The 23,784-nt window shown below is 73.8% G+C and carries 22 protein-coding genes; 3 read left to right on the top strand and 19 right to left on the bottom strand.

What is annotated here, in order from left to right:
* Positions 1-52 precede the first annotated feature (52 nt).
* The 18 genes from ACFVDM_RS18140 to ACFVDM_RS18055 all read right to left on the bottom strand — a co-directional run bounded on the left by ACFVDM_RS18140 (position 53) and on the right by ACFVDM_RS18055 (position 19,096).
* Positions 53-361: a heavy-metal-associated domain-containing protein gene (locus ACFVDM_RS18140; protein ID WP_383640259.1), complete on the bottom strand. Its 309-nt coding sequence runs from the start codon at positions 359-361 to the stop codon at positions 53-55.
* Positions 362-524: 163 nt separating this feature from the next.
* Positions 525-1,379, bottom strand: coding sequence for an EamA family transporter (locus tag ACFVDM_RS18135; protein ID WP_383640256.1), 855 nt, complete (start codon positions 1,377-1,379; stop codon positions 525-527).
* Positions 1,376-2,416: a 2,3-diaminopropionate biosynthesis protein SbnB gene (sbnB, locus tag ACFVDM_RS18130; RefSeq protein ID WP_383640253.1), complete on the bottom strand. Its 1,041-nt coding sequence runs from the start codon at positions 2,414-2,416 to the stop codon at positions 1,376-1,378. The genes ACFVDM_RS18135 and sbnB overlap by 4 nt, the downstream gene beginning before the upstream one ends.
* On the bottom strand, positions 2,413-2,994 hold the full coding sequence (locus ACFVDM_RS18125; RefSeq protein WP_383640250.1) for a thiamine pyrophosphate-dependent enzyme: 582 nt from the start codon (positions 2,992-2,994) through the stop codon (positions 2,413-2,415). Before ACFVDM_RS18125 ends, sbnB begins: the two co-directional genes overlap by 4 nt.
* Positions 2,994-3,524 (bottom strand): thiamine pyrophosphate-binding protein, encoded by a 531-nt coding sequence (locus tag ACFVDM_RS18120; RefSeq protein ID WP_383640248.1) that lies wholly within the window; start codon positions 3,522-3,524, stop codon positions 2,994-2,996. The genes ACFVDM_RS18125 and ACFVDM_RS18120 overlap by 1 nt, the downstream gene beginning before the upstream one ends.
* Before the next feature lie 5 nt (positions 3,525-3,529).
* Positions 3,530-4,216, bottom strand: a complete 687-nt coding sequence (locus ACFVDM_RS18115) for an MSMEG_1061 family FMN-dependent PPOX-type flavoprotein (protein ID WP_383640245.1) — start codon at positions 4,214-4,216, stop codon at positions 3,530-3,532.
* Positions 4,213-5,172: a TauD/TfdA family dioxygenase gene (locus tag ACFVDM_RS18110; protein ID WP_383640242.1), complete on the bottom strand. Its 960-nt coding sequence runs from the start codon at positions 5,170-5,172 to the stop codon at positions 4,213-4,215. The genes ACFVDM_RS18115 and ACFVDM_RS18110 overlap by 4 nt, the downstream gene beginning before the upstream one ends.
* A gap of 79 nt (positions 5,173-5,251) precedes the next feature.
* Positions 5,252-6,253: a FomB family phosphonate monophosphate kinase gene (locus tag ACFVDM_RS18105; RefSeq protein WP_383640992.1), complete on the bottom strand. Its 1,002-nt coding sequence runs from the start codon at positions 6,251-6,253 to the stop codon at positions 5,252-5,254.
* Positions 6,254-6,261: 8 nt separating this feature from the next.
* Positions 6,262-6,942: a maleylpyruvate isomerase family mycothiol-dependent enzyme gene (locus ACFVDM_RS18100; RefSeq protein WP_383640239.1), complete on the bottom strand. Its 681-nt coding sequence runs from the start codon at positions 6,940-6,942 to the stop codon at positions 6,262-6,264.
* Entirely contained in the window at positions 6,939-9,179 is a 2,241-nt protein-coding gene (locus ACFVDM_RS18095; protein WP_383640236.1) for an FAD/NAD(P)-binding protein, read from the bottom strand. Before ACFVDM_RS18095 ends, ACFVDM_RS18100 begins: the two co-directional genes overlap by 4 nt.
* Entirely contained in the window at positions 9,176-11,146 is a 1,971-nt protein-coding gene (locus ACFVDM_RS18090) for an aminotransferase class V-fold PLP-dependent enzyme (protein WP_383640233.1), read from the bottom strand. Before ACFVDM_RS18090 ends, ACFVDM_RS18095 begins: the two co-directional genes overlap by 4 nt.
* Positions 11,143-12,303, bottom strand: a complete 1,161-nt coding sequence (locus tag ACFVDM_RS18085; protein WP_383640230.1) for a nucleotidyltransferase family protein — start codon at positions 12,301-12,303, stop codon at positions 11,143-11,145. Before ACFVDM_RS18085 ends, ACFVDM_RS18090 begins: the two co-directional genes overlap by 4 nt.
* Positions 12,300-13,940, bottom strand: a complete 1,641-nt coding sequence (locus ACFVDM_RS18080) for an amino acid adenylation domain-containing protein (RefSeq protein WP_383640227.1) — start codon at positions 13,938-13,940, stop codon at positions 12,300-12,302. The genes ACFVDM_RS18085 and ACFVDM_RS18080 overlap by 4 nt, the downstream gene beginning before the upstream one ends.
* A complete protein-coding gene (gene sbnA, locus ACFVDM_RS18075) occupies positions 13,937-14,917 on the bottom strand; it encodes a 2,3-diaminopropionate biosynthesis protein SbnA (protein ID WP_383640224.1) in 981 nt (326 codons plus the stop codon). The genes ACFVDM_RS18080 and sbnA overlap by 4 nt, the downstream gene beginning before the upstream one ends.
* A 47-nt stretch (positions 14,918-14,964) precedes the next feature.
* Positions 14,965-15,825, bottom strand: coding sequence for an isocitrate lyase/phosphoenolpyruvate mutase family protein (locus ACFVDM_RS18070; protein WP_383640222.1), 861 nt, complete (start codon positions 15,823-15,825; stop codon positions 14,965-14,967).
* Positions 15,826-15,854: 29 nt separating this feature from the next.
* Positions 15,855-17,507, bottom strand: a complete 1,653-nt coding sequence (locus tag ACFVDM_RS18065) for an AMP-binding protein (protein ID WP_383640219.1) — start codon at positions 17,505-17,507, stop codon at positions 15,855-15,857.
* On the bottom strand, positions 17,504-17,749 hold the full coding sequence (locus tag ACFVDM_RS18060) for a phosphopantetheine-binding protein (RefSeq protein WP_383640217.1): 246 nt from the start codon (positions 17,747-17,749) through the stop codon (positions 17,504-17,506). Before ACFVDM_RS18060 ends, ACFVDM_RS18065 begins: the two co-directional genes overlap by 4 nt.
* A 30-nt stretch (positions 17,750-17,779) precedes the next feature.
* Complete coding sequence (locus tag ACFVDM_RS18055; RefSeq protein WP_383640214.1) at positions 17,780-19,096, bottom strand: condensation domain-containing protein; 1,317 nt, start codon at positions 19,094-19,096, stop codon at positions 17,780-17,782.
* Positions 19,097-19,325: 229 nt separating this feature from the next.
* Between ACFVDM_RS18055 and ACFVDM_RS18050 the strand changes: the two genes are divergently transcribed.
* On the top strand, positions 19,326-20,348 hold the full coding sequence (locus ACFVDM_RS18050; protein WP_383640211.1) for a hypothetical protein: 1,023 nt from the start codon (positions 19,326-19,328) through the stop codon (positions 20,346-20,348).
* Positions 20,349-20,629: 281 nt separating this feature from the next.
* Positions 20,630-21,901, top strand: coding sequence for an MFS transporter (locus ACFVDM_RS18045; RefSeq protein WP_383640208.1), 1,272 nt, complete (start codon positions 20,630-20,632; stop codon positions 21,899-21,901).
* Positions 21,902-21,948: 47 nt separating this feature from the next.
* Here ACFVDM_RS18045 and ACFVDM_RS18040 read toward each other — a convergent pair whose 3' ends face one another.
* Positions 21,949-22,335: a peptidoglycan-binding protein gene (locus ACFVDM_RS18040; RefSeq protein WP_383640205.1), complete on the bottom strand. Its 387-nt coding sequence runs from the start codon at positions 22,333-22,335 to the stop codon at positions 21,949-21,951.
* A gap of 422 nt (positions 22,336-22,757) precedes the next feature.
* Between ACFVDM_RS18040 and iolC the strand changes: the two genes are divergently transcribed.
* Positions 22,758-23,783, top strand: a complete 1,026-nt coding sequence (gene iolC, locus ACFVDM_RS18035) for a 5-dehydro-2-deoxygluconokinase (protein WP_383640203.1) — start codon at positions 22,758-22,760, stop codon at positions 23,781-23,783.
* The last annotated feature ends 1 nt before the right edge of the window (position 23,784 follow it).

The raw sequence follows: 23,784 nt of genomic DNA, 5'->3' as shown, positions 1-23,784 counted from the left end.
CCGGCGGCAAGGGGTGGTGCGGTGGTGCGGTCGTACGGGACCGGCGGCGTGTTCAGGCCCGGCCGGTGAGCTCGTAGCCCGCCTCGTCCACGGCGGCGCGCACGGCCTCGTCGTCCAGCGCGGCCTCGGAGACCACCGTCACCTGCCCGGTGGACGCCACGGCCTTCACGGAGGTGACACCCTTGATGGCGGAGATCTCCTCGGAGACCGCGCCCTCGCAGTGCCCGCAGGTCATGCCGGTCACCTGGTAGACCGTGGTCACCCCGCCCGGCGCGGCCTCGGTGCTCGCCTCGCCGTGGCAGGAACCGCTGGGCGAGCAGCAGGAGCCGGTCGCCTGGGGGAGCTGGGTCTCGGCGGTCATCGTGTTCTCCTCTTCGACGAGCACAGTATGGGTGGGACGGCAGGGGCCCCTGAGGACTCCGGTGAAGGCTGGTGCGCCCTCACACCCACGACTATATACCCCTAGGGGGTATGAATGCGAGAGGGTGCGCCCGTTCGCGCGCGTCGGGCTCCCGGCGCACGCCCTAATGGGCCGCTCCCAGCAGGACGACGCCGAAGACCACCACCGCCCCGGCGCAGATCCGGCGGCGCCCGAGGGGTTCGTGGAAGAACACCGCGCCGATCACGGCGGCCCAGATGATCCCGGTCTCGCGCAGGGCGGCGACCTCGGACGTCGGGGAGCGGGTCTGGGCCCAGAGGACGGCCCCGTACGAGAGGGCGGCGACCAGGCCGCCGACGGCGGAGCGGGTGCGGTCGGGGCGCAGCAGATCGGTCAGCGGGCGCTTGCGCAGCCGGGGCATCAGCAGGGCGACCAGGACGCCCTCCAGGGCGGCCATCCATGCCGTGTAGCCGAAGGCGGAGCCGGAGCGCCGTACGCCGACCGCGTCGATCAGGGTGTACGCGGCGATGGTCGCGCCGGTGGCGAGGGCGGCGCGGACCGCCGGGCCGCCGACCCCGCGGCCCGGCAGCCCGCCCAGGGAGAGCACGGCCAGGCCGCCGCAGACCGCGAGGAGCCCGGCCAGCTGGACCGGGCCGAGGCGTTCACCGAGGAGGGCGACCGCGACCGCGGCGACGCCGATGGGGGCGACGCCGCGGGCGACCGGGTAGACCTGGCCGAAGTCGCCGAGGCGGTAGGCCCGGGACAGCTGGGCCATGTAGACGGCGTGCACCGCCGAGGAGGCGAGCAGATAGGGCAGGCTCGCCGGGGCGGGCAGGGCGAACAGCGGCAGCAGGGGAAGACACAGCACGGTCTTCGTGACGCTGATCAGGGTGAGCCCGGCGTCCCGGTCGCGGGCCGCCTTGGCCAGGGTGTTCCAGGCCGCGTGCAGCAGCCCCGCGGCCAGGACGACGGCGGTCGGGAGCGCCTGTGCGAGCGTCACCCCGCGGCCGGCGGGGCCTCGTGCCGGCGCAGGTCGTGGAAGAACCCCGGGACGGACGTGAGCCGGCCGGTGGCGGCGAGCCGGTCGTGGACGTGCCGGGCCAGCGCCAGATCGAGCACCCCCAGGCCGAACGGCGAGAAGACCACGGTGCGGTCGGCCGGGACCTCGCGCTCCCGGGCGAGGTGGTCGTACAGCGTCCCGTCCACGAAGCCGCGGTGGCCGACGAGCTGCTCGGCGAGGTGCGGGGAGGTGTCGGCCTTCAGGCAGTGGTCGACGTCGTCGAGCACGTTGTAGGCGCCGAGGATCACCTCCGGGCCGAGATCGCGCAGCGAGATGTTCAGCACCAGGGGGTGGTGGCCGAACCAGGCGGGATCGGTGAGGTGCGGGGCGGGGGCGACCGTGGCGATCACCAGGAGATCGCTGGCGCGGACCAGGTCCTCCGAGGTGGCGTGGAGCTCCGCGGTGGCCCCGTGGCCGGCCAGATAGGCGGCGAAGCCCTCGGCGTGCGCGGGGTCGCTGTCGTGGACGCCGGCCCGGGAGAGGTCGAAGCCGATGGCGCGCAGGTGGTCGTGGAGGTAGCGGGCGATCAGCCCGGTGCCCAGGAAGCCGATCCGGGCCGGCCGGACCCCGCGGGCGCGGGCGAGCCGGTCGGCGGCGAGCGCGGCGGAGGCGGCCGTGCGGGCCGCGCTGATGATGGAGCTCTCCAGGCAGGCGAACGGATAGCCGGTCGCCGTGTCGTTGAGGATCAGCACCGCGGAGGCCCGGGGCAGCCCGGCGGCGACGTTCTCCGGAAAGCTGGAGATCCACTTCATGCCGTGCACACCGACCTCGCCGCCGACCGAGGCCGGCAGGGCGATGATGCGCGAGGACGGCCGGTCGGGGAAGCGCAGGAAATAGGAGTCGGGGTTGACGGTGCTCCCCTCGCCGTGCAGCCGGTAGGCGCGTTCGACCACGTCGACGACCTCCTTCTCCCGGCCGGCGAGGACGTCGTGGACCTGGCTGCCGGGGATGACCGAGAAGGCGGGTGCGGTGTTCATGCGGTGGCTCCCTGGAGGGTGCGGGCGGGGCCGGCGAGGGCGCCGCGGACCCGGTGGACCAGTTCCTGCGGGGTGTGGGTGACCCGGCGGCCCGCCCCGTCGCCGCGCGGTCCGGTCAGGGCGTGGAGCAGGGTGAGCCCGGGGCCGAGCGCGGCGGCGCGCAGTTCGGCGGCGTCGCGGACCAGGACGGTGTGCGGATACCCGGCGGCCCGTGCCAGCGCGGTGAAGTCGGAGCGCTGGACGGTGCGCTGACCGCCGGTGCTCTCGTGCATGCCGTTGTCGGCGACCACGTGCAGCAGGTTCGCGCCGGTGGCGGCGAGCAGCGGGAGCACCCCGAGGTTCATCAGCAGCGAGCCGTCGCCGTCCAGGGCGACGACGGTGCGGCCGGGGCGGGCCAGGGCGATACCGAGGGCGATCGGCGCGGCCATGCCCATGGAGCCGACCAGATAGAAGTTCTCCGGCCGGTCGGCGGCGTTGAAGAGTTCGCGGCTGGTGTAGCCGCAGGTGGAGACGATCACCGCGTCGGGGTGACGGCGCAGCAGTTCCAGGGCGATCTCGGAGAGCGTGAGCGGGGACATCAGATGCCTTCCCGGACGACGAGGACGGCGCAGCGGGCGCGCTGTTCCATCTGGGCGAGGACCGCGGCCACCGAACCGGCCACGTCGGTGTGGTCGAGCACGGTGTGCGGAAGGTCGAACAGGTCGAGCAGGCGGAGCAGTTCGGCACCGATCACGTCGTGCTCGACGGCGTCGTTGCCGTCGTGCCCGCGCCAGCTGACCACCAGCAGCACCGGGACGTCGTAGATCAGGTTGAACGAGGTGAGCACGTTCAGGCAGTAGCCGAGACCGGAGTTCTGCATCAGGGCCACGGCGCGCTCGCCGGCCACCACCGCCCCGGAGGCGATACCGACCGCGCTGTCCTCGCGCGGGGCGGGGACGTACCGCAGTCCGGACAGCGCGGGATCGGAGGCGGCGTTCTCCAGCAGGTGGAACGCGCCGGCCAGCAGGCTGCAGGGGACTCCGGTGGCGATCGTGAAGCCGTGGCCGGCGAGCTCTTCGAGCAGGGCGCGGGCCGCGCCCGTGTCGGTGTCGGTGGCGGTGGCGGACATGGTCCTCAACTTCCTTCACTGGTCGGGTCGGTGGCGCGTTCGGTGGTGCGGTCGGCGGACGGGGTGCCGTAGAGCTGCCGCGCGTAGCGCGGGCCGTAGCGCTCCTCCAGTGCGGCGAGGGGGACGTCGGTCCACTCGGTGGCGCGGGCGATCCGGGCCCGGGAGGGGACCGCCTCCGGGTCCCAGCTGTCCGGGTCCCACAGGGCGGCGCGCAGGAAGGACTTGGCGCAGTGGAAGTAGATCTCCTCGGGCTCGACCAGCAGCGCCAGCGCCGGGACATGGCCGCGGTGGGCCATGCCGGCGAGGAACGGGGAACCGGTGACCAACCGGCCGCGGCCGTTGACCCGCAGGGTGTCCCCTCGGCCCGGCACCACGAACATCAGCGCCACCCGCGGATTGCCGAGCAGGTTGCGCCAGCTGTCGGCGCGCCGGTTGCCGGGCCGGTCGGGGAGGGCGAGCAGCCGGTCGCCGAGGACGTGCGCGAATCCGGGCGGGTCGCCGCGCGGGGAGACGTCGCAGCTGCCGTCGGCGCCGGAGGTGGCCAGCACACAGAACGGGGAGCGGCCGATCCAGGCGCGTTCCAGCGGGCCGAAGCGGTCGGTGCTCTTGGTGTGGACCACCGGGTTCGGCGGGGCGATCAGCTCGCGCAGCTCCCGTTCGGTGGTGATCTCCCGGTACGGGCCGGTGGTCACTTCCGGGACCACATCCGGAACATGTACCGGTTGACCCGGTCGGGCCGGTCGGCGTCGAGGTCGATCTCCCGGGGTTCGAACCGGTCGACGAACGCGGTCCTGGAGTGCAGGAAGCGGTCGTCGGCGGAGACCAGGGTCTGACCGCGCTCCAGCCGGATCCGGTACTGCACGCCGGACTGGTCGAGCACCGCGTCGAAGAAGTCGAGGGCGGCGCGCTGCTCCTCGTCCATGGGGGTGCCGAGCTTGGTGTGGGCGCCCTCCATATAGGTGCGGAAGTAGCGGACCAGGGCCTCGCCCTCCGGGCTGTAGCTGATCACCGGGGAGCGGAAGAAGCCGTCCTCGGCGGCGGTCATGCCGCGCTTCTCGAACCAGAAGTCACGGGTGAGGACGGAGAGGACCTCGGGGTACGAGCGGAGCGTCTCGTGCACCGAGCGGGCGTCCACCAGGATCGACTCGCCGCCCAGATAGGCGCTCTGCCCGCAGGACAGCAGCAGGTAGTCGATGGGCTCGGGGTCGTTGACCGCGTCGTTGTGCATGTGCGAGCCCTGTTTGGTCTGGTGGTAGCGGGCCCCCTCCTCGACGGTGCCCTGGTTGCCCCGGTCGTAGACCTCGATGAACCGCCAGCCCTGGTGGTTCTGGACCATCGGGCGGCCCAGCGCGCTGCCCAGCAGCCAGGCGTAGACGGCCTGGCCGCGCAGGGTGTCCACGCCCTCGACGCGGTCGTAGACGATGAAGTGGACCCGGGAGTCGATGATGTCGCGGGTGGCCTCGATCTCCGCGCGGAAGGCGGGCATCGGCCCGAGGCCGGTGCCGAGTTCGTCGATCCGCCGGCCGGCCGAGGCGGCGGCCAGTTCGGCGGTGCGTGCGGCGATCTCGCGCTGGGCGGCGGGACCGAAGGTGTGGATCGCCTCGGCGGGGACGGCGAGCGTGCGGGCGTCCGGAGACGTAGTTGGCATGCGCATGTCCAATACTTCGACGGAGGGGGCCGCGGGCGGTGCCCGGGGCGGATGGGGTGATACGGGAACGGGCGGGCGGTCAGCCGGACAGGCGCTCCAGCACCGCGTCCCGGACCTTCGGATCGCGCAGATCGGCGTTGACCCGGAAGCAGCGCGCGCTGCACACCAGGCCGGTGAGCTGCCGGTTCATCCGCATCAGCACCCGGCTGAACTCCGCGACGTCACGGCCCTGATGGGCCAGCACGTCGTCCTTCAGCCCGTAGGTCGTCACGGCGTGCGCGTACTGCGAGAGGAAGGCCTCGGCGGCGGCGGGGTCCAGCTCCTCCATCCCGGTCCGGCCGCCCGGGTTGTAGTCGACGACCACCACGTTGCGCACCACCGCCCGGTCCACCGGCCGGCCGCCGAAGACCAGCTCGGCCGGGGCCAGATAGTCCCCGCCCTCCAGATGCGGGGTCAGCCCGTGGCGGTCGATCAGCGGACCGAACTGGGCGTCCCGGCGGATCCGCACCGAGGTCGGCACCCCGTGGGCGGCGCCCTCCCTCACCAGCACGTGCGTGTTGGTGAGGAAGCGCGCCCCGGCCAGGCAGGCCTGGGACAGGAACACCGTCTTCCCGCCCCCGTTCGGCCCGACCAGCAGGGTCCCCCCGCCCTGGTCCAGCGTGAACCCGGCCGCCTTCAGATGCAGATAGCCCCGGTCCACCGCGAACTCGGTGAGGACCCGCTTCACGAAGTACGGCCACACCGTCCGCTCCAGCCGCCGGCCGAAGACGTAGGACCGGCGGCCGTCGGTGCGCAGATAGGCGGGCTCGCCGTGGATGTGGCTGAGGTAGTACCCGCCGCGGAATCTGCGGGCCCGCAGCGAGTCGTCGGCCGCCGCCGCCACCTCGGCCGGGTCGAAGGCGTCCCGGTCGAGGTCGAGGCAGTCCACCCGGTAGTCCGGCTCGGTCCCCTCGGCGGCGTCGCGGGCGAAGTAGGCGTGCCCGTCGAAGTGTTCGAGGTTGCTGGTGACCCGCAGGCTCAGCAGCCCCAGATCCGCGGTCCGGGCGGAGCGGACCGGAAGGGCGGAGAGATCGAGGGGCATCGGACGGCTCACGGCCAGGCGGTGAGCTCGGGCAGCTCACCGCCGTCCACGGCCCGCGGCAGCTCCGCCGCGGGACGGCCGGAGATCCAGGCCGCCAGCGCGCGCAGTTCCCCGCGCACCGTCCGCCCCTCGCCCCAGACCTGCCCGGTGTCGGTGGCCTCCAGCCGGGTCCCCTCCGGCAGCCGCGACCCGAGGAACTCGACCACGTGCGAGGAGAGTTCCGCGCTCCATTCCTCGCTGCGGCGGCCCACGTCCAGGTCCACCAGGTGCAGCGAGCTCTCCCGCCACCAGGCCAGCCGGGTCGCCCACAGCGGCGAGTTCCGGTAGGAGCAGGGAAGTTCCCAGTCGCCCTCGGACAGGGCGGCCCAGGACTCCTCCAGGGCGGTCAGCCCCTCGGTCATCTGCTCCGTCAGCCGGCCGACGGGCTGCCCGTGCAGCTCCTCGATCCGGCGGTCACGGGTCGGCCGGCCGCCGTCGTACACCTCGACCCGCTCGCCCTTGACGGCGTACCGCGCCTGCCGGGCGAAGGCCTGCGAGAGGTCGGCCAGATGGATCAGTACGTGCCCGCGGGTCCAGCCGGGCAGCGCGATCGCCTCGCGCGCCTGATCCTCCGTCAATTCAGCGGCCAGCAGCGCCCGGTGGGCGGCGGTGATGTCGGCGAACTGCACGGCGGGGTCGAACTCGGTCATGCGTCGGTCCTCTCGGTACGCCCGCCCGGTTCGGCCGGACGGGGCAGGAAGGCATTGGTCCAGCACAGGATGTCCCGCAGGACATGGTGGTCCTTGTGCGGCCGCAGCGCACCGATCTGGTGGTACATCACACCCTCGCTGGGCGGACCCAGCACGGTGATCCGTCGCTCCACCCGGCCGTCGGCGCGGTACGGGTGGAACTCCGGGGTCAGGTCGAGCCCGCCGGGCACGAAGTCCGGCTCGTCCAGGCCCGGATTGGCCCATTTGCGGACCAGCCCGCGGCGCAGCAGATTGGGGTAGATCGGCAGGACGTCGCGGGCCGCGTCGAACCCGTGCACCCGGGCGTCGACCAGGGCGTCGACCAGCCGGTCCGCACCGGTCACCGCGCCGCTCAGCCGGAACCTGCCGCTGCCGGCGTCGCACTCCACCGAGGTGTCCGGGCCGAGCGAGACATCGACGAACCCGGCCTCCACCAGCGCCCGGACCTTCTCCATCGCCTCCCGCGAGGCGCCCTGGCAGAGCCGGTTGTGGTGACCGGTCCACACCTCAAGGAAGGTGCGGTGCGACCCGGCCCGCAGCCCGCCGAAGTCGACCGCCTCGATCACCACCCCGCGCAGATCGCGCCAGGCCGCGTCCGCCGCCGCCTTCGCCGGATTGTCCAGATTGCCCTGCGCGGCCCAGCGGATGTCCCGGTCCAGGAAGTCCAGCAGCGCCTCCCGGTACTCCGCCGCCGTGCGGTAACCCCCGCGCGGCACCGGATCGATGGTCGCCTCCCAGGAGAAGACGTGCTCGGCGGCCCGGACGGAGTGCCGGTACGGGGACGTCCCGGCGGCCACGGCGGCGGCGAAACCGGCCGGGTCACCGGCCGAGCACAGCATCCGCCCGGCGGTCTCCGCACCGAACACCACCGCCAGGAAGCTCCGCACCGCGGGCGCCACCGGCACTCCGCCCGGCCCGGCCGGGGCGTCGTCGAGTGCGTCCGCCCCGGTCAGCACCCGGTCCACGGCGGCGGCGGTGGCGGCGGCCAGCTCGTCCAGCGGCGCGGTCAGCGCGCCGGCCGCCGCACGGGGGCCGGCGAAGACACCGGCGTCGGCGAGGAACTTCTCGTAGCCGGGCCGGGCGGCCTCGACGGCCGCGGCCCGGAACTCCGCGCCGTACAGCGTGCTGTACTGGATCAGCGCCATCTCCAGCACGATCAGCGGGAACAGATGGGCCTCGAAGTCGAGTTGGAGCTGCTCCCGCCCGCCGACCACATTGGGCCGGCCGACCGTGCGGCGCAGCTCGCCCACCGCCGGGACCGTGAGGAACGCGCCCCGGTACTCCAGCGACGCGATGTCGCGCTCCTTCTGGTTGTACGGCCGGGCGAAGGTGAACAGGCCGTTGCGGCTGAACGGGACCACCGCGTCCGGCTCCCGCCCGCTCGGCCGGTACACCAGCCGGTCGTCCTCGCCCCGCTCGAAGGTGCCGCCGCGCCCCTCGGTCAGATAGAGGATCACGTCGATGCCGGTCAGCCCCATGCCGAGACAGCCCACGGTGTGGCCGGGGCCGGTGCCGGGCACGTCCAGCGAGCGCTCCAGCGGATACGCCGACGGGATCAGGGTGCTGCCGTGCCCGGCCGCGAAGGCGGACCACTCGGCGGTGCGGGGGGACAGCGCCGGATCGTTGGACGAGTGCCCGGTCAGCAGCAGCACCAGATCGGCCGTGTACGGTTCGGCGCCGTCCGCGGTGAGCACCGCCAGACGCTCGCCGCGCTCCTCCAGGTCGACCACCTCGGCCGCCCGCAGATCGAGGGTGACACCGGGGGCGGCGCGCAGCAGGTCCACATAGCGCCGGAAGCTGTCCTGGAGCGCCTCGCCGTGCAGATAGCGCTTGGGCCAGTCCTCGGCGACCAGGTCGTAGGTCCCGTCGCCGGTCGCGGCGAAGCGCTCGCGGCACCATTCGAGCAGCGTCGGACGGTCCTCGGTGGGCAGCAGCGGACCCGCGTCGACCACGCTCTCGTCGGCGCCGAAGGCGACCTGCCCGACGATCCGGTTGAGATAGCTGGTGCGGCTCTGCCGGGGACTGTGCACCTGGCCGGAGCCGAATTCGCCGGACAGGTCGTACACCACGACCTCCAGCTCGGTGCGGCCGTCCGGGCGGCTGGTCAGGGCGGCGAGGCGTTCCAGCACATAGGTGCAGGTCGGCCCGCCGCCGACCACGGCGAGACGGGTGGGTCCGGTGGAACGGGGCGCGGTCACCGGTTCTCCTTCCCTGGGCGGGGACGGGGGGACGGGGCGGGGTGCGGGGCGGCGTGCTCCTTGCGGACCTCGTCCAGCGCGGTGAGCAGGCCGCGGACGTCGTGGTCGGTGATCCGGCCCATGGTGGCGATCCGGAAGCCGCGCGCGTCGGCGCCCTGGGTGGCGTAGATGACGTAGCCGCGCTCCTTGAGGCCGTCGTGCAGCTCCCGGTAGCCGAGGCCGTCGTCGAGGAAGGCATGGGTGAGCGAGACCGCGCGCTGCTCGGGAGGCAGCAGCAGCCGGATGCCGCGTTCGGCGAGGCCGGTGCGGACGGCGGCGGCGCGGGCCGCGTACCGGGCGTACCGGGCCTCGACCCCCTCGTCGAGCGTGAGGTCGAGTGCCGCGTCCAGGGCGCGCAGCACCTGGAGGGCCGGGGTGAACTGTGTGCTCCCGGAGCCGGTCTGGGCCCGGTAGTGCGCGTCCAGGTCGAGATAGAAGGTGCGGGCCGGGTGCCCCGCCAGCGCCTCGAAGCGGGCCCGGGGCGCGGTGACGAAGCTGATCCCGGGCAGACCCTCCAGGCACTTGTTGGCGGTCCCCACGCACCAGTCGACCCCGTCGGCCGTCACGTCCAGGGCCTCCACGCCCAGGCTGCTGATCGCGTCGACCAGCAGGGAGCGGCCGAGTCGGGTGGTGATCCGCCCGATCGCGGCGACCGGATTGAGCATGCCCGTGCTGGTCTCGTGGTGGACCATCGCGACATGGGTGAGGCCGGGGTCGGCGGCCAGGGCGCGCTCGACCGCCGCCGGGTCCACCGGCCGCGCCCAGCCGAACTCCAGCCGCTTGGCCGGGATCCGGTGGGTCGCGGCGATCGCGTGCAGCCGCTCGCCGTAATGGCCGTTGTCCAGGACCAGGAGCCGGCCGTCCGGCGGCACGGCGGAGCCGACCGCGGCCTCCAGCGCGGCGGTCCCGGACCCGGTGAGCAGCACCGTGGCATGGGTGTCCGCGCCGCCGCCGGCCACCTCGGTGGCCTTGCGGGCGACCGAGGCCAGCAGGGCCGCGGCCTCCGGCTCCCGGTGGCACTCGTCGGGTGAGCCGATCGCGGCGCGCACCAGCGGATGCACGTTGACCGGTCCCGGGTTGAGGAGCACGGTGCGCGAGGGCGGGATCCGGTCGGTGGCGATCTCGGTGTGGCGTTCGCCTGCCGGCCAGCTCTCCAGCGGGGCGAAGAGATGGGTGAGGCGGCCGGTGCGTTCGCCCCGGGTGATCACGCACTGGGCGCCGCGGCGGGCGTGCGCGGCCAGATGCCGGATCTTGCCGCGCATCGCGTCGGTCGCGTCCCAGGAGCCGGTGGGCCACAGCAGTTCGTCGGCGGCGGACGGATCGGCGGCGTCGAGGCGGGGGAGTACGGGGCTGCTGTCGTCGGCCCCGGTGAGGACGCCCGGGACATCGGTCAGGGCGACGATCCGGACCGTGCCCGGGTCCCGGTCGAGCAGCAGGGCCGGGGCCTCGTCGCTGCTGACGATGCGCAGCGTGCCGTCGGCGGTGAGCACGCAGTCGCTGGAGAGCACCGGCAGGGCCCGCCCCTCCAGCAGCCGGCGCACCGCGTCCGGGTGCGCGTCCTCGGCGCCGTCGGGCCGCTCCCCGTACAGACCGGTGAGCTGGAGCGGCACCGCGCGGACGCCGAGCCGGCGCAGTCGCGTGGTCCACTCCCAGCGGACGGCGAAGGCGGGCGCGGTCAGGGCGAGCGCGGACCAGGGGTCGCGGGCCGGATCGACGGTCCGGCCGACCTCGTGGCAGGCGGCCCCGCCACCGGTGACCAGGACCACCCGGCCCGGGTGCGCGGCGGCCAGATCGCGGACCTGGCGGGCGTAGTCCGCGACCGCCTCCGGGTCGGTGCCGCCGCCGGCCCGCTTGTCGGAGAACAGGCTGCCGCCGATCTTCAGGACGAGCAGCTCGGGGGTGCGGCCGGGTGCCGCCGCACTGCTCACGCGTCGGCCCCGGTGGTCAGCGGCACGGCGGACTCCCCGGCCTCGCCGTCCCGGGACGACTGGAACAGCCGGGGCAGGAACGGCAGCGACCAGCGGGCGCGCTGTCCGTCCAGGTCGCCGAACTCGTCGAGGTAGCCGAGGTCGTCCGGGCGCAGCCGGTCCAGGACGGCGGCGGGGACGGCGTCGGGGTAGAGCCGGTCGACGAAGTGCAGCGTGTAGTAGACGATGGCGCCCGCGTCGTACTGCTCGACCCGGGTGAGGAAGGACTTCCAGCCCTCCTCGTCGAGCCGGGCGACGACGAGGGAGACGTCCAGGAACTTGGCGATCTGCAGATCGATGTTCTCGCCGATGAAGAAGAGGCTCGTCGCCTCCTTGTGCAGATGCGCGCAGAGGTCGAGCAGCCGGTCCTCCGGGTCGGGGACCCAGGAGTCCGTCCCGCACACGGTGCGCGGCACGGCCCGGTCGAGGAGTTCGGCGGCGGGCGCGGTGCGGCCGGACTTCTTCTGGAAGATGTCGTGCGTCAGATCGACGTCGAACTCCGGCACCGCGGCCCGGTGGCCGCTCTTGCGGTACGGCAGCTGCTGGCTCAGGTTCAGCCGCCAGAACACCTGGGTCTCGCGGCTGAAGGGTTCGACCCGCTCGCCGTCGGCGGCCAGATTGCCCTGGAGGTAGCCGAGCCGTTCCAGCACCTCGCGGGCGCGGGCGGCGTCGGCCCGGTCCAGCAGCAGATCGAGGTCCGTCATCCGGCGCAGCGCGGGATCGCCGTACTCGCCCTCGGCGAGCGTGAAGCCCTTGCGGACGGCGTAGCGGATCCCGGCCGCGCCGAACTCCCGGAAGATCCGCCCGAACTCGTCGGACAGGGCGTGGTTGCGCTCCCGGTTGGCGAGATACGCCCCGGAGAACACCCACGGGTACGGGAAGGTGCCGGGGCCCTTGCGGTCCAGCCGGTAACGGTGCACATGGCGGCCGACCAGCGGCAGCAGCTTGTGCCGGGCCGCCGCGTCGGTGAACGCGCCCCAGTCGAGGTCGGGCCGGTCGGCCAGGGAGCGGACCAGGGCGAGGTGGCCGTCGTCCAGATGGAGCCGGGCCAGGGCGAGCAGGAGGCGCGCGTGCGACGGAAGTTCGTCGGTCCCGGGGAGCGGGGCGTCAGTGGTCATCGGTCACCCTTGGGGCTGTGGGCCTCGGCGAGGCGGCGGTGGTCGGTCTTTCCGTTGGCGGTGAGCGGCAGCTTTGTGTGCTCGTGCCAGCTGCGCGGAATCTGTCCGGCGGGCAGCAGGTCCTTCAGGAAGGCGCGCAGTTCGGACTGCGTGACCGGGACCAGGGGGACGTAGTGCGCGGCGAGGTCGTCGCCCACGGCGGTGACCGCGCAGGCGGCGAGCGCGGGATGGCGGCCCAACATCAGTTCGACCTCGTCGAGTTCCATCCGCACCCCGGCCACCTTGACCTGCCGGTCGTCGCGGCCCAGGTAGTGGACGACGCCGTCCTCGATCCGGGCCAGGTCCCCGGTGCGGTACAGCCGCCCGGTGGGGGAGCCGGCGTCGAAGGGGTCCGCGAAGAAGGCCCGGGCGGTGGTGGCCGGGTCGTTGACGTAACCGCGCCCGACCGGCAGACCGCCCACGAACAGGTCCCCGCTCTCCCCGGGCCCGGCGGCCCGCCACCCGTCCGGACCGTCGACCAGGACGTACAGCACGGCGTTGGCGATCGGCCGGCCGACCGGCAGCCGGGGAAGCGCGAGGTCCTCGGCCGTGACCCGGTGGTGCGTCACGTCGTCCGAGCACTCGGTGGGGCCGTACGCGTTGAACAGCGCGGTCCCGGGAAAGGCGTCGGCGATCCGCCGGGCCAGGGCGGGACGCAGCTCCTCGCCGGTGGAGACCAGCATCCGCGGCTCGGGCCGGGTGCCGCCGGGCCGGGCGGCCTCGTCGGCCAGCCAGCCGGCCATCGTCGGCACCAGCTCCACGACCGTCGCCCCGTCGCGCCGCAGCGCCGCGGCCAGCCGCCTGGGGTGGCCGAGCTGGGCGTCCCGGACGACGGCGACGGTCCCCCCGGCCAGCAGCGGTGCGAGCATCTGCCACACCGAGATGTCGAACACCAGGGGAGAGGTGAACGCCAGCGTGTCCCGTTCGGTGATGCCGAGGTCGTCCAGCTTGGCCCAGAGGTGGTTCAGCATGCCGCGCCGTTCCACCACCGCGCCCTTCGGCGTCCCCGTGGTGCCCGAGGTGAAGATCAGATACGCCGGATCGGCGGGGCCGCACGGATCGGCGGGGTCCCCCGGGTCCTCCTCGGCGTCGCGGTGGCGGGCCACCGGCACGTCCGCCCCGGCGGCGGCCGCCGCGGCCGGGCCGTCCGGCGCCCCGGTGTAGTCCAGCAGCCGGGCCGCGCCCGAGCGGCGCAGCACCTCGGCGGTGCGGGCGGCCGGCCAGGCGGGATCGACCGGCAGATAGACCGCGCCGAGCAGATCGGCGGCCAGGAAGACCGTGACGGTGTCGGCGCTGCGCGGCCCGGCGGCGGCGAGCACCTGGCCGGGCCGCAGACCGTCAGCCCGGAGCCGGGTGGCGAGGGCGGCGGCCCGGCGGGCCAGGGTGCGGTAGTCGGTGGACCGGCCCGAGTCGGTCACGGCGGTCCGCCCGGGGTCGCGCGAGGCGGTGTCCAGCACATAGCGGTGGACCGGCCGGTCGAGCCGGACCTCCCGGGGCCGGCGCAGCGCCCGCGCGGCGGCCGTCGCCGCGGCGCCGGGGAGCAGCGGCAGCTCGGGGAGGGCGGCCGCCGGGGGCGGCCGGTGCGTCGTCGTGGTCATGCGCGCAGCTCCCTGGTGAGGGGCGCGGCGGCGGCCGCGCCGAAGTGGCGGGTGACCCAGTCGTCGTCGTAGACGGTGTCGAGATAGCGCTCGCCGAGGTCGGGGGCGATGGCCACGGCGGTGAGGGCCCGGTCCGGGTCCTCGGCCGCGAGCCAGGTACGGGCGGCGCTGACGACGGTCCCCGAGGAACCGCCCAGCAGCAGCCCGCGCGCGGCGAGCCTGCGGCACATCCGGACCGTGTCGGCCTCCGGGACCCGCAGCACCTCGTCGACCAGACCGGCATCGACCAGCGGCATCGGCTCGGCGGCGCCGAGCCCCGGGATGCGCCGGGGGCCGGGCCGGCCGCCGAAGTTCACCGAACCCTCGGCGTCCACCGCGATCAGCCGCACCCCCGGGTGGTGGTCGCGGAAGTAGCGGGCGCAGCCGGTGAGCGTGCCACCGGTGCCGACGCCGACGAACAGCACGTCCAGCGCGCCGAACTCCTTCGCGAGACCGGGCCCCGTGTGGTGGTAGTGGGCGAGCCAGCTCGCCTCGTTCTCGTACTGGTTGAGCCACAGATAGCCGCTGTTGCGCGCGCACAGCGCCCGCACCCTGGCCTTGCGGGCGGCCAGCAGACCGCCGTGCGCGGCGGGTTCCTCCACCACCTCCACGGTCGCACCGAGGGCGCGCATCAGCCGGATCGTGGACGGGTTGCACTTGGCGTCGGTGACGCAGTGGAAGCGGAGGTTGCGGGCGGCGGCGACCACCGCCATGGCCACCCCGAGGTTTCCGGACGAGGACTCGACCAGGGTGGTGTCCGGTCCGATCAGCCCGGAGCGCTCGGCCGCGGCGACCATCCAGGTCGCGGACCTGATCTTGACCGAGCCGGCGAAGTTGAGCCCCTCGCACTTCAGATGGAGGTTGACGCCGAGCGGCCCCGAGAGGTCCACGAAGACCTCGGTGTCGAGCAGCTCGTGGGCACCGGTGACGACGGGCACGTCAACCGCCTTTCCTCGGAGGCGTTCCGACCGGCCGGCAGCGGGGCTCAGACACCGAGCTTCTGCCACTCGGTGAGCCGCTGGATCTCGAACAGGTCGCCGACCGAGGCGATCGACCCCTCGATGCCGGTGGTGTCGCCGTCCCGGTAGATCGCCTGGTAGGCGTCGCGCAGCGAGGAGACCGAGGCGCGCAGGCCCTGGTTGGCGTAGATCACCACGGAGACGCCGGCCGCCCGTGCCTCGTCGATGTGCCAGTCGGGGTACGTGGTGGGCACCACGACCACCGGCACGCGTCCGTCCCAGCCGTCGAGGAAGGCCGTCACCTGGTCCTTGGTGCGCTGCTTGGAGTGGACCAGGACGGCGTCCGCGCCGGAGTCGGCGTACGCGCGGCAGCGCTCCAGGGCCCGGTCCACGTCGAGGCCGCTGATCAGCGCCTCGGTGCGGGCGATGACGAAGAAGTCGGAGCTGTCCTGGGCGTTCTTGGCGGTACGGATCTTGGCGGCGAAGGCGGCCGTGTCCAGCAGGGCCTGGCCGTTGCCGACGAAGCTGTTCATCTTCGGGAAGAGCTTGTCCTCGATGCAGACCGCCGTGATCCCGGCGCCCTCGAACTCGTGGACCATGTGCGCCACGTTGAGGTTGTCGCCGTACCCCGTGTCGCAGTCGGCGACCACCGGGATGCTCAGCGCCTTCTGGATGTGGGCCGCGGCCTCCAGGTACTCGGTCATGCTCAGGATGCTGGCGTCGGGCAGGCAGCGGGACGCCGACACCTCGAAGCTGGACGACCAGACCGCCTGGAAACCGGCCTCCTGGGCCAGGTAGCCGCTGAGCGCGTGGTGCGCCCCGGCGACGCGGACGATGTCCGAGCCGGCGAGGACGGAGCGGAAGGACGGGTGGTTGACGCGCAACACGATGGGTCTCCTTGCCGTGGCTACGGGGCTCATGAGGGGTCCGGGGCGCAGGACAGCGCCCGGTGGTCGATCTCTCCCTTGCGGGTGAGCGGCAGTACGGTGCGGCGGGTCCAGCGCAGCCGCAGGTCCGGGTGGCCGGGTGCGCGGCCCAGTCCGTCGGGCGGGGCGCCGGGATCGGCTGCGGTGTAGAACACCGTGAGTTCGGGGACGCCGTCGCGTTCACCGGCGAGCACCGCGCACTGCCGCACACCGGGGTGGCGGCGCAGCTCGCCCTCCAGCTCCTCCAGGGCCAGCCGCCGTCCCCCGTACAGGAGCTGGCGGTCGGTCCGGCCGTGGTAGCGGACCTCCCCGGGGTGGAACGACACCAGGTCGCCGGTGCGGAAGGCCAGCCCGGAGGGGCCCGCGTCCGGGGTGGTGTCGCGCAGGTACGCCCCGGTGCGGACGGTGCCGTCACGGAGGTGCCCGAGGCCCACCGGCGCGCCCTGGACGAGGAGTTCGCCGATCTCGCCGGGTCCGGCGTGGCGCCAGGCGCCGTCCGGCTCCGGCAGTACGGCGGAGAGCACCGCGTTGGGGATGGGCCGGCCCCGGGGGACGCGTGGCGCCGACAGGTCGCCGGGGCCCACCCGGTGGTGCAGCACGTCGTCGGAGCACTCGACGGGGCCGTTGGCGAACACCGTGGTGACGCCCGGCAGGACGGCGGCGATCCGGGAGGCCAGCGCGGGGCTCAGCTCGCCGCCGGTGGCGACCAGCAGCCGCAGCGCGCCCACGGGTTCCGGCGCGGATTCCGGCGGGGACTCCGGCGCGGGTCCCGGCGCGGATTCCGTCCCGGCTTGTCTCCCCGGTTCTCGCCCCGAGGTCTTCTCGACGCGGTCGAGCAGCCAGCCGATGGCGGTGGGCACCAGCTCGACCACGGTGGTGCCGGTACGGTCCAGGGCTCCGGCCAGCCGCCGGGGGAAGGCCGTGTCGGCCTCGCCGACCACCGCCACCGTGCCGCCGGTCAGCAGCGGTGCGAGCATCTGCCACACCGCGGTGTCGAACACCTGCGGGGCGCTGTAGGCGACCCGGTCCTCCCCGGTGAGACCGAGGTCGGTGACCTTCGCCCACAGATGGTTCACCATCCCGGCGTGGGCGGTCACCGCGCCCTCGGCGCCGCCCGTGAACTCGGCCGTGTAGAGGGCGTACCGGGGCTCGGCGGCACCGGCCCGCGCGCGGGGGGCCGGCGCGTCGGAGCTGGTGCCGGGTTCCTCGTCGAGCGCGACGAGCCGCAGCGGAGCGGGCGGCGGCGGACCCGGCGGGCCGTACCGGACGAGCCGGGTGGCGCCGCTGTGGCGGGCCACCTCCGCGACGCGCTCCCCGGACCAGCCGGGGTCGAGCGGGACGTGCACACAGCCGAGGTCCTCCATCGCCAGGAACACCGCGATCGCGGTGGCCGAGCGCGGGCCCCGGACCAGCACGGGTTCGCCCGGGGCACAGCCCGCCGCGCGCAGCGCGGCACCGTGGCGGCGGACCGCCGCGTCGAGCGCGGCGTAGCCCACCGCGGACCCGCCGTCCAGGACGGCGGTGCGCCCCGGGGTCGAGAGGGCCTGCCGGTGGACCCGTCCGGCGACGGTCTCGCCCAGGTCGAGCGGGTGCGGGCGGCGCAGCGCCCGGTCGGGGCCGCGCAGCCTGAGCGTGGTGCTCACAGCAGCGGCTCCAGGGCGCGGCGCAGGGTGCCGGGGGTGGCGAAGGTGCCGGGCTCCAGCAGCTCCTCGGGGAACTCGATCCCGTAGTGGTCCTCGATCGCGGTGACCAGTTCCACCACGAGCAGCGAGTCGACGCCGACCTCCATCAGCGAGGTGTTGTCGGTCAGTTCGCGGTCGGCGGGCAGCTCCCGGCAGTACGGCCGCAGGAAACGCGCGAACTCCTCGGCAAGAGTGATGTTCATTACAAGAAAATCCTCCGTGGTCTAGACAATTCACCTGTGATTCGGAGTCCCGGACCGATCCACGCGGCCCGCCAGTTCCTTTGCCGTGTCGGTGTGCTGACCGATCGCACGGAAGATCGCCATTGCCTCGGAGCACAGTTCCTCGGCATCCCGGATAGCGTCGGGTGAACCTCCGGAGAATGTTCGGGTGAACAGCCGGGTCTCGCTGAAGCGGAACCGCAGCGTGGTCACCGTCAGATCGTGCGCCGGTGCGAACGGGCCGAGCGTGCGGACGCCGGTCGAACCCCCGGGGCTGCTGAGCACCCCGGTGGCGTCGGCGCTCTGCACGTCCACGTGCACCTGGAGGTAGTCCGCGCCGTCCTCCAGCAGCGCCGCCCCGTACTCGGGCACCGCGCACAGCAGCTCCGGGACGCCGAGCCTGGCGTACCGGGCCGCCCGCCACACCTGGCTCTGCACCCGCCCGACCAGTGCGGACAGCGGCTCGGGCGGATCGACCCGGCAGGTGAGCGGACGGTCCATCACGAAGTTGCCGGCCGTCGCCCGCTGCACCGCGTCGCGCCGGGTGGACACGGGCGTGTGCAGCAGGAAATCCGAGCGCCCGGAACGCCGCCACACCGCGACCGCGGTCACCGCGGCGAGGACCGCGAACGGGGTGGCCCCGCAGGCCTGCACCAGAGCGCGCAGACGCCGGTGGTCGTCGCCGCCCGGCACCTCGCGGTCCACCTGATTGCGGACCCACGCGCTCCGCGGTGCGGTACGCCGCAGGATTCCGGTGAGCGGACTCGTCCCGTCCGCCGCGCGCTGCCAGTGTGCTATTTCCGCGGCCGCTTCCCGGTCGCTCACCGCCCGGCTCCGGGCGATATCGGGAAAACTCCCCGCCGATTCCAGTGGCCGGCCCTCGATAAGGGCGGAAAGATCGTTCCCGAGTAAGCTGCCGGAATACCCGTCGGAGACGAGGTGGGCCACGGTCCCGAGCACCTGGAGGGGATTGCCTGACTCCTCCTCGATGACGTCGAATCGGACCCTCGCGGGAGTCAGGTGGACATTGTGGAGTTCGCTGCGAAGACGGTCGAATTCGTCCTCGACGTCATGTCCGTCCAGTTTTCTCGGTATTGCCTCAACCGGCTCGCCGGAAATCGTCTGGAGGAAGGGCGACGGGCCGACAGAGCGACTGAGAAGCCCCTCGTGTCTGCTGGTCAGGGCGGCGATAGCGGCCTGTACGGCCTCGCGGTCGACACCCTCGGGGACCGCCGCGCCGAAACTCACATTGTGAAAGATGCCGGGACCGAAGATCCCGTCGAGAAACAGCATGCTGCGCTGTTCGGCGGTCAACGGGAATGCATCCATCCGAGCACCTTCTTCTCATGTCGAGAACACGGGAAAGCACACTTGGACAAGAGGGTGCGGATCAGGCATGCCAACGGGACGCCCTTGTCCGGCTATCCGTGGCTCACCTATACTCCCAACCGCTCTGCGAGCCATTCTTGAGTGGCGGATCTTCTCGCCACAATGCTGCACACATGGCAAGGAAGTGCAGGGACGAAAGTGGACAGTCACTGGATAAGGGGGATCTTGGATGGCAGCGTTACCCGGCCCGAGGCCAACAGCGGGTGGACCCGACGAGCTTTCGCGCGCGGTCTACCTGCACTGCCTGGTGAACGAGGGCTGCGACGTCCACGCCGTACGCCGGGCGTTGGGTCTCTCCGAGGCCGAGGCCGAATCGGCGGTGGCCGCCCTGCTGGAGCTGAGGCTGCTGCGCCCGGCCGACGCGAACGGCGTCCTGGCCCCCGCCTCACCGCAGTCCGCCGCCGCCGACCTCATCGAGCCGTGGCAGCTGGAGGTCCAGGAACGCCAGCAGCGGATGGCCGAGGTGGGCGACCGGATCCGCGGCTACGTCGGCACCTACGTCGACTTCCTGCACGGACACACCCCCGCCGGGTCCAGCTTCCTGGTCGACGACCTCGGCTCGCTCGCCCAGCGGATGCGTGAGGCCGCCCGCTCCTGCCGCAAGGAACTGCTGGTCCTGCGCCCCGCGGACGCGACGGCCGGACCGGGCGAGGCGCTCACGGACGCCGAGGACACCGCGCTCGCCGACCTCGACGCCGGGGTGGAACTGCGGGTCCTCACCCAGCACGCCGCCAAGTCCAGCCCCGCCGCCCGCTCCGGTCTGCACCGGCTGCACCAGGCCGGCGCGGTGATCCGCACCACCGCCGACGTACCGGTCCGCCTGCTCCTCTTCGACCGCGAACTCGCCGTCCTGCCCGCCGAGCACGCGCACCCCGCACCCGCCACCGTCGTCACCGACGCCCGGGTCACCTCCTTCCTCGGCACCCTGCACGACCGGATGTGGGACACCGCGGCCGCCCTCGTCCAGCGCGCCGACGAAGCGGCGCCCCGGCTCGACGCGGGCGACCTGCGCGCGACCATCCTCGAACTGCTCTCGGCCGGCCACTCCGACGACGCGATCGCCCGGATGCTCTCCATCTCCCTGCGCACCTGCCGCCGGCACGTCTCCGAGCTGCTCACCACGCTCAACTCCCGCACCCGGTTCCAGGCGGGCGCCGAAGCCGTACGCCTCGGCCTGGTGGCGGCCTCCTGATCCCGCGTCACCCACGACGCCGGGCCGGCCCCTCCCCGCCGAGGCCTCCCCGTAGACGCCTTTCCCACCGAGGCCTCCCCGCCGAGGCGCGTTCCGGCCGCGCAGCCACCGCCCGCCGACTGCGGTGCCCGCGCACACCGCCGCCCGCCCACCCCGAGGTGCCCACCCCCGCCCACCCAGGCCTCCGTCCACCCAGGCCTCCGTCCACCCGGGCCACCGCCCCCACGGCGGTGCCGGCAGCACGCCGTCCTCCGACGCGCCGAACGAGAAACGGACCCCGCATGGCCGCCAGCGTGCCCAAAACCACCGACAGCACCGCCGTGCCCCTCTGGACCCGGGACTTCCGCTACTACTTCACCGCCCGGCTCGTCTCCCTGTTCGGCGACGCGATGCTGCCGGTCGCCCTGATGTACGGCGTGATCCAACTCGGCTACGGCGCCTCCGGGGTCGGCTACGTGCTCGCCTCGCAGATGCTCCCGCTGGCCGTGTTCGTGCTCTTCGGGGGCGTGCTCGCCGACCGCTTCACCCCCCGCCGGATGATGATGGGCGCCGACGCGGTCCGGCTGGTCGTCCAGGGCTGCGCCGCCGCCGCCTTCGCCCTCGGCCATCCGCCGCTCCTCCTGCTGATGGCCCTGGCCGCGCTGAGCGGCACCGCCACCGCGGCCTTCCAGCCCGGCGTCGCCAGCGTCGTCCCGCAGGTGGCCTCGGACATCCAGCGGGCCAACGCCGCCCTCCGCGTCGCCGAGGCCATCGCCACCATGGCCGGCCCGACCCTGGCCGCGCTGCTGCTGGCCGTCGGCGACGTGGCCACCGTGCTCGCCCTGGACGCCGGTACCTTCGCGATCAGCGGACTGTGCCTGCTGATGCTGCGCCTGGCGCCCGTACCGCGCCCCGCCCGCAAGGAGTCGACCTGGCGCAACCTCGTCGAGGGCTGGCACGAGTTCCGCTCCCGGACCTGGCTCTGCGTGGTCATCGGCGTCTGGATCATCAACGGCCTCACCACCTTCGGCCCGATCCGCCCCCTCACCACCCTCCTGGTGACCGACTCCTTCGGCGCGACCGGTCTCGGTGTCGTCTGGACCGCCTTCGGCGCGGGCAACGTCCTCGGCGGCCTCATCGGCGTCAAACTCCGCCCCTCCCGCCCCCTCGCCGCCGGCGCCACGGCCATGCTCGTCTGGGCCCTGATGCCCCTCTCGAACGCCCTCGACCTCCCCCTGTGGAGCCGCGCCGTCTGCTTCGTCACCGGCGGCGCCGCCTGGGCCTTCTGGAGCGTCATGTGGGCCACCAGCGTCCAGTCCCACGTCCCCGGCGAGGTCCTCAACCGCGTCTACGCCTACGACGTCGCCGGCTCCCTCATCGCCTTCCCCGCCGGCCAGGCCCTCGCCGGCCCGATCAGCGAACTCCTCGGCGCCCGCAACGCCCAGACCACCTCCGTCGTCATCGCCACCCTCAGCTTCGTCGCCCTTCTCCTCGTCCCCGCCGTCCGCAACCTCCCCCGCGCGGAACGCCCCACCCGGACGACCGCACCGCGGGCGGAGACGGCCGAGACGTGACCGGCCCCCGCCCGCCGCGGCGGACGCGCCGTGCGCCCGTTACCGACTCACGCGTGCCAGAGCGCCCACCACGTGCGCGGGCCCACCAAGCCGTCCGGGAGGAGCGGCGGGTGGTCGGCCTGGAAGCGCTGGACGGCGGCGAGGGTGCGGGGGCCGAAGTCGCCGTCGACGGCGTCCCAGGGGAGGTAGCGGCGGTTGGCGAGGATGCACTGGACCTGGGAGACGCGGTCGCCCCGGTCGCCGAAGGCGGTCGGCGCGTCCCCGTCGTAGAAGGCGCAGACGGGGCTGGAGCCGGGCGGCGGCACGTTGGTGCCGTCAGCGGCCGGGGCCGAGGCGGTCGCGGGGGCGGTGAGCAGGGCGGCGGCGGCCAGGACGAGCCCGGCCAGGACCGGGGCGCCGGCCGCGCGGCGGACGGGGGGAAACGTGCGGATCACGGTGATCGCTCCTTGTGGGGGGATGCGTGCGGTGCGGTGACGGCGGCTGCGTGAGCCCCGTCCTCCACCCGGCACAACACCGCGCACCGCCGTCACGTCACGGTGTCGCTCCCCGGGTCCGGGTCGCACAGGCCCCCTGCCGCGCCGCGGCGGGCCCGAACGCCAGGCCCTCGGCCACGACGCCGGCGGGCACCTCCGGGAACCACCCCCAGGAACCGGGCGCTGAGCGGATGCGGATGCGGATGCAGGGCCGGGCGGACGCGGAGGTCGACACGCGGACCAGCGTTCACGGTGCGCCGGACGAGGGGTGTCAAGCAGTGGTCCGGATGTCCGGACACATCATTCGTACGGTTGCGGGGGAGGAGTCCGGACGGAGGCCGGGCCCGGTGCCGGCCGCCGCACCGGCCGTCGAAGGGACCTGGATGTCTGAGCCGTACGACGTGATCACCATGGGGCGGATCGGGGTGGACCTCTACCCCCTGCGGACCGGGGTGCCGCTCGCCCGGGTCGAGACCTTCGGGAAGTTCCTCGGCGGCTCGCCCGCCAACGTGGCCGTCGCCGCGGCCCGGCTCGGGCGGCGCACCGCCGTCGTGACCCGCACCGGACGGGACCCCTTCGGCACCTATCTGCGCGACCGGCTGCGCGCGTTCGGCGTCGACGGCCGCTGGGTGGGGGCCGACGACACCTACCCCACCCCCGTCACCTTCTGCGAGATCTTCCCGCCCGACGACTTCCCCCTCTACTTCTACCGCCTGCCCAAGGCCCCCGACCTGGAACTGCGCCCCGGCGAACTCGACCTGGACGCGATCCGCGCCGCCCGGGTGTTCTGGATGACCGGCACCGGACTGTGCGCCGAACCCAGCCGCTCCGCCACGCTCGCCGCCCTGCGCGCCCGGGGCCGGGCCGGGCTCACCGTCTTCGACCTCGACTGGCGGCCGATGTTCTGGGGAGGCCCCGAGGACGACGGCCCGCACCCCGACGCCTCCGCCCGCTACCGGGAGGCGCTGGCCCATGCCACGGTCGCCGTCGGCAACCTCGACGAATGCGCGGTCGCGACCGGGGAGCGCGAACCGTACGCCGCCGCCCGCGCCCTGCTCGCCGCCGGGGTGGAGCTGGCCGTCGTCAAACAGGGCCCCGCCGGCGTCCTCGCCGTCCACCGCGACGGCACCGCCGTCGACGTCCCCCCGCTCCCCGTCGACGTGGTCAACGGGCTCGGTGCGGGCGACGCCTTCGGCGGAGCGCTCTGCCACGGCCTCCTCGCCGGCTGGGACCTCGCCCGCACCGTGCGGTACGCCAACGCGGCCGGTGCGATCGTCGCCTCCCGGCTCGCGTGCTCCTCCGCCATGCCGTTCCCGGACGAGGTCGACGCCGCCCTCGCCGCCGGAGCCGTCACCGCGTCCGTTCCGGCGGTGCTCCAGCCGGACCCGAGCGGCGGGGAAGGAAACTGAC

The sequence above is a fragment of the Streptomyces sp. NPDC057682 genome, from assembly GCF_042799575.1.
Taxonomy (GTDB): Bacteria; Actinomycetota; Actinomycetes; order Streptomycetales; family Streptomycetaceae; genus Streptomyces.
The sequence above is the reverse complement of the archived record's forward strand: the minus strand, read 5'-3'. Positions and strand labels throughout refer to the sequence as shown.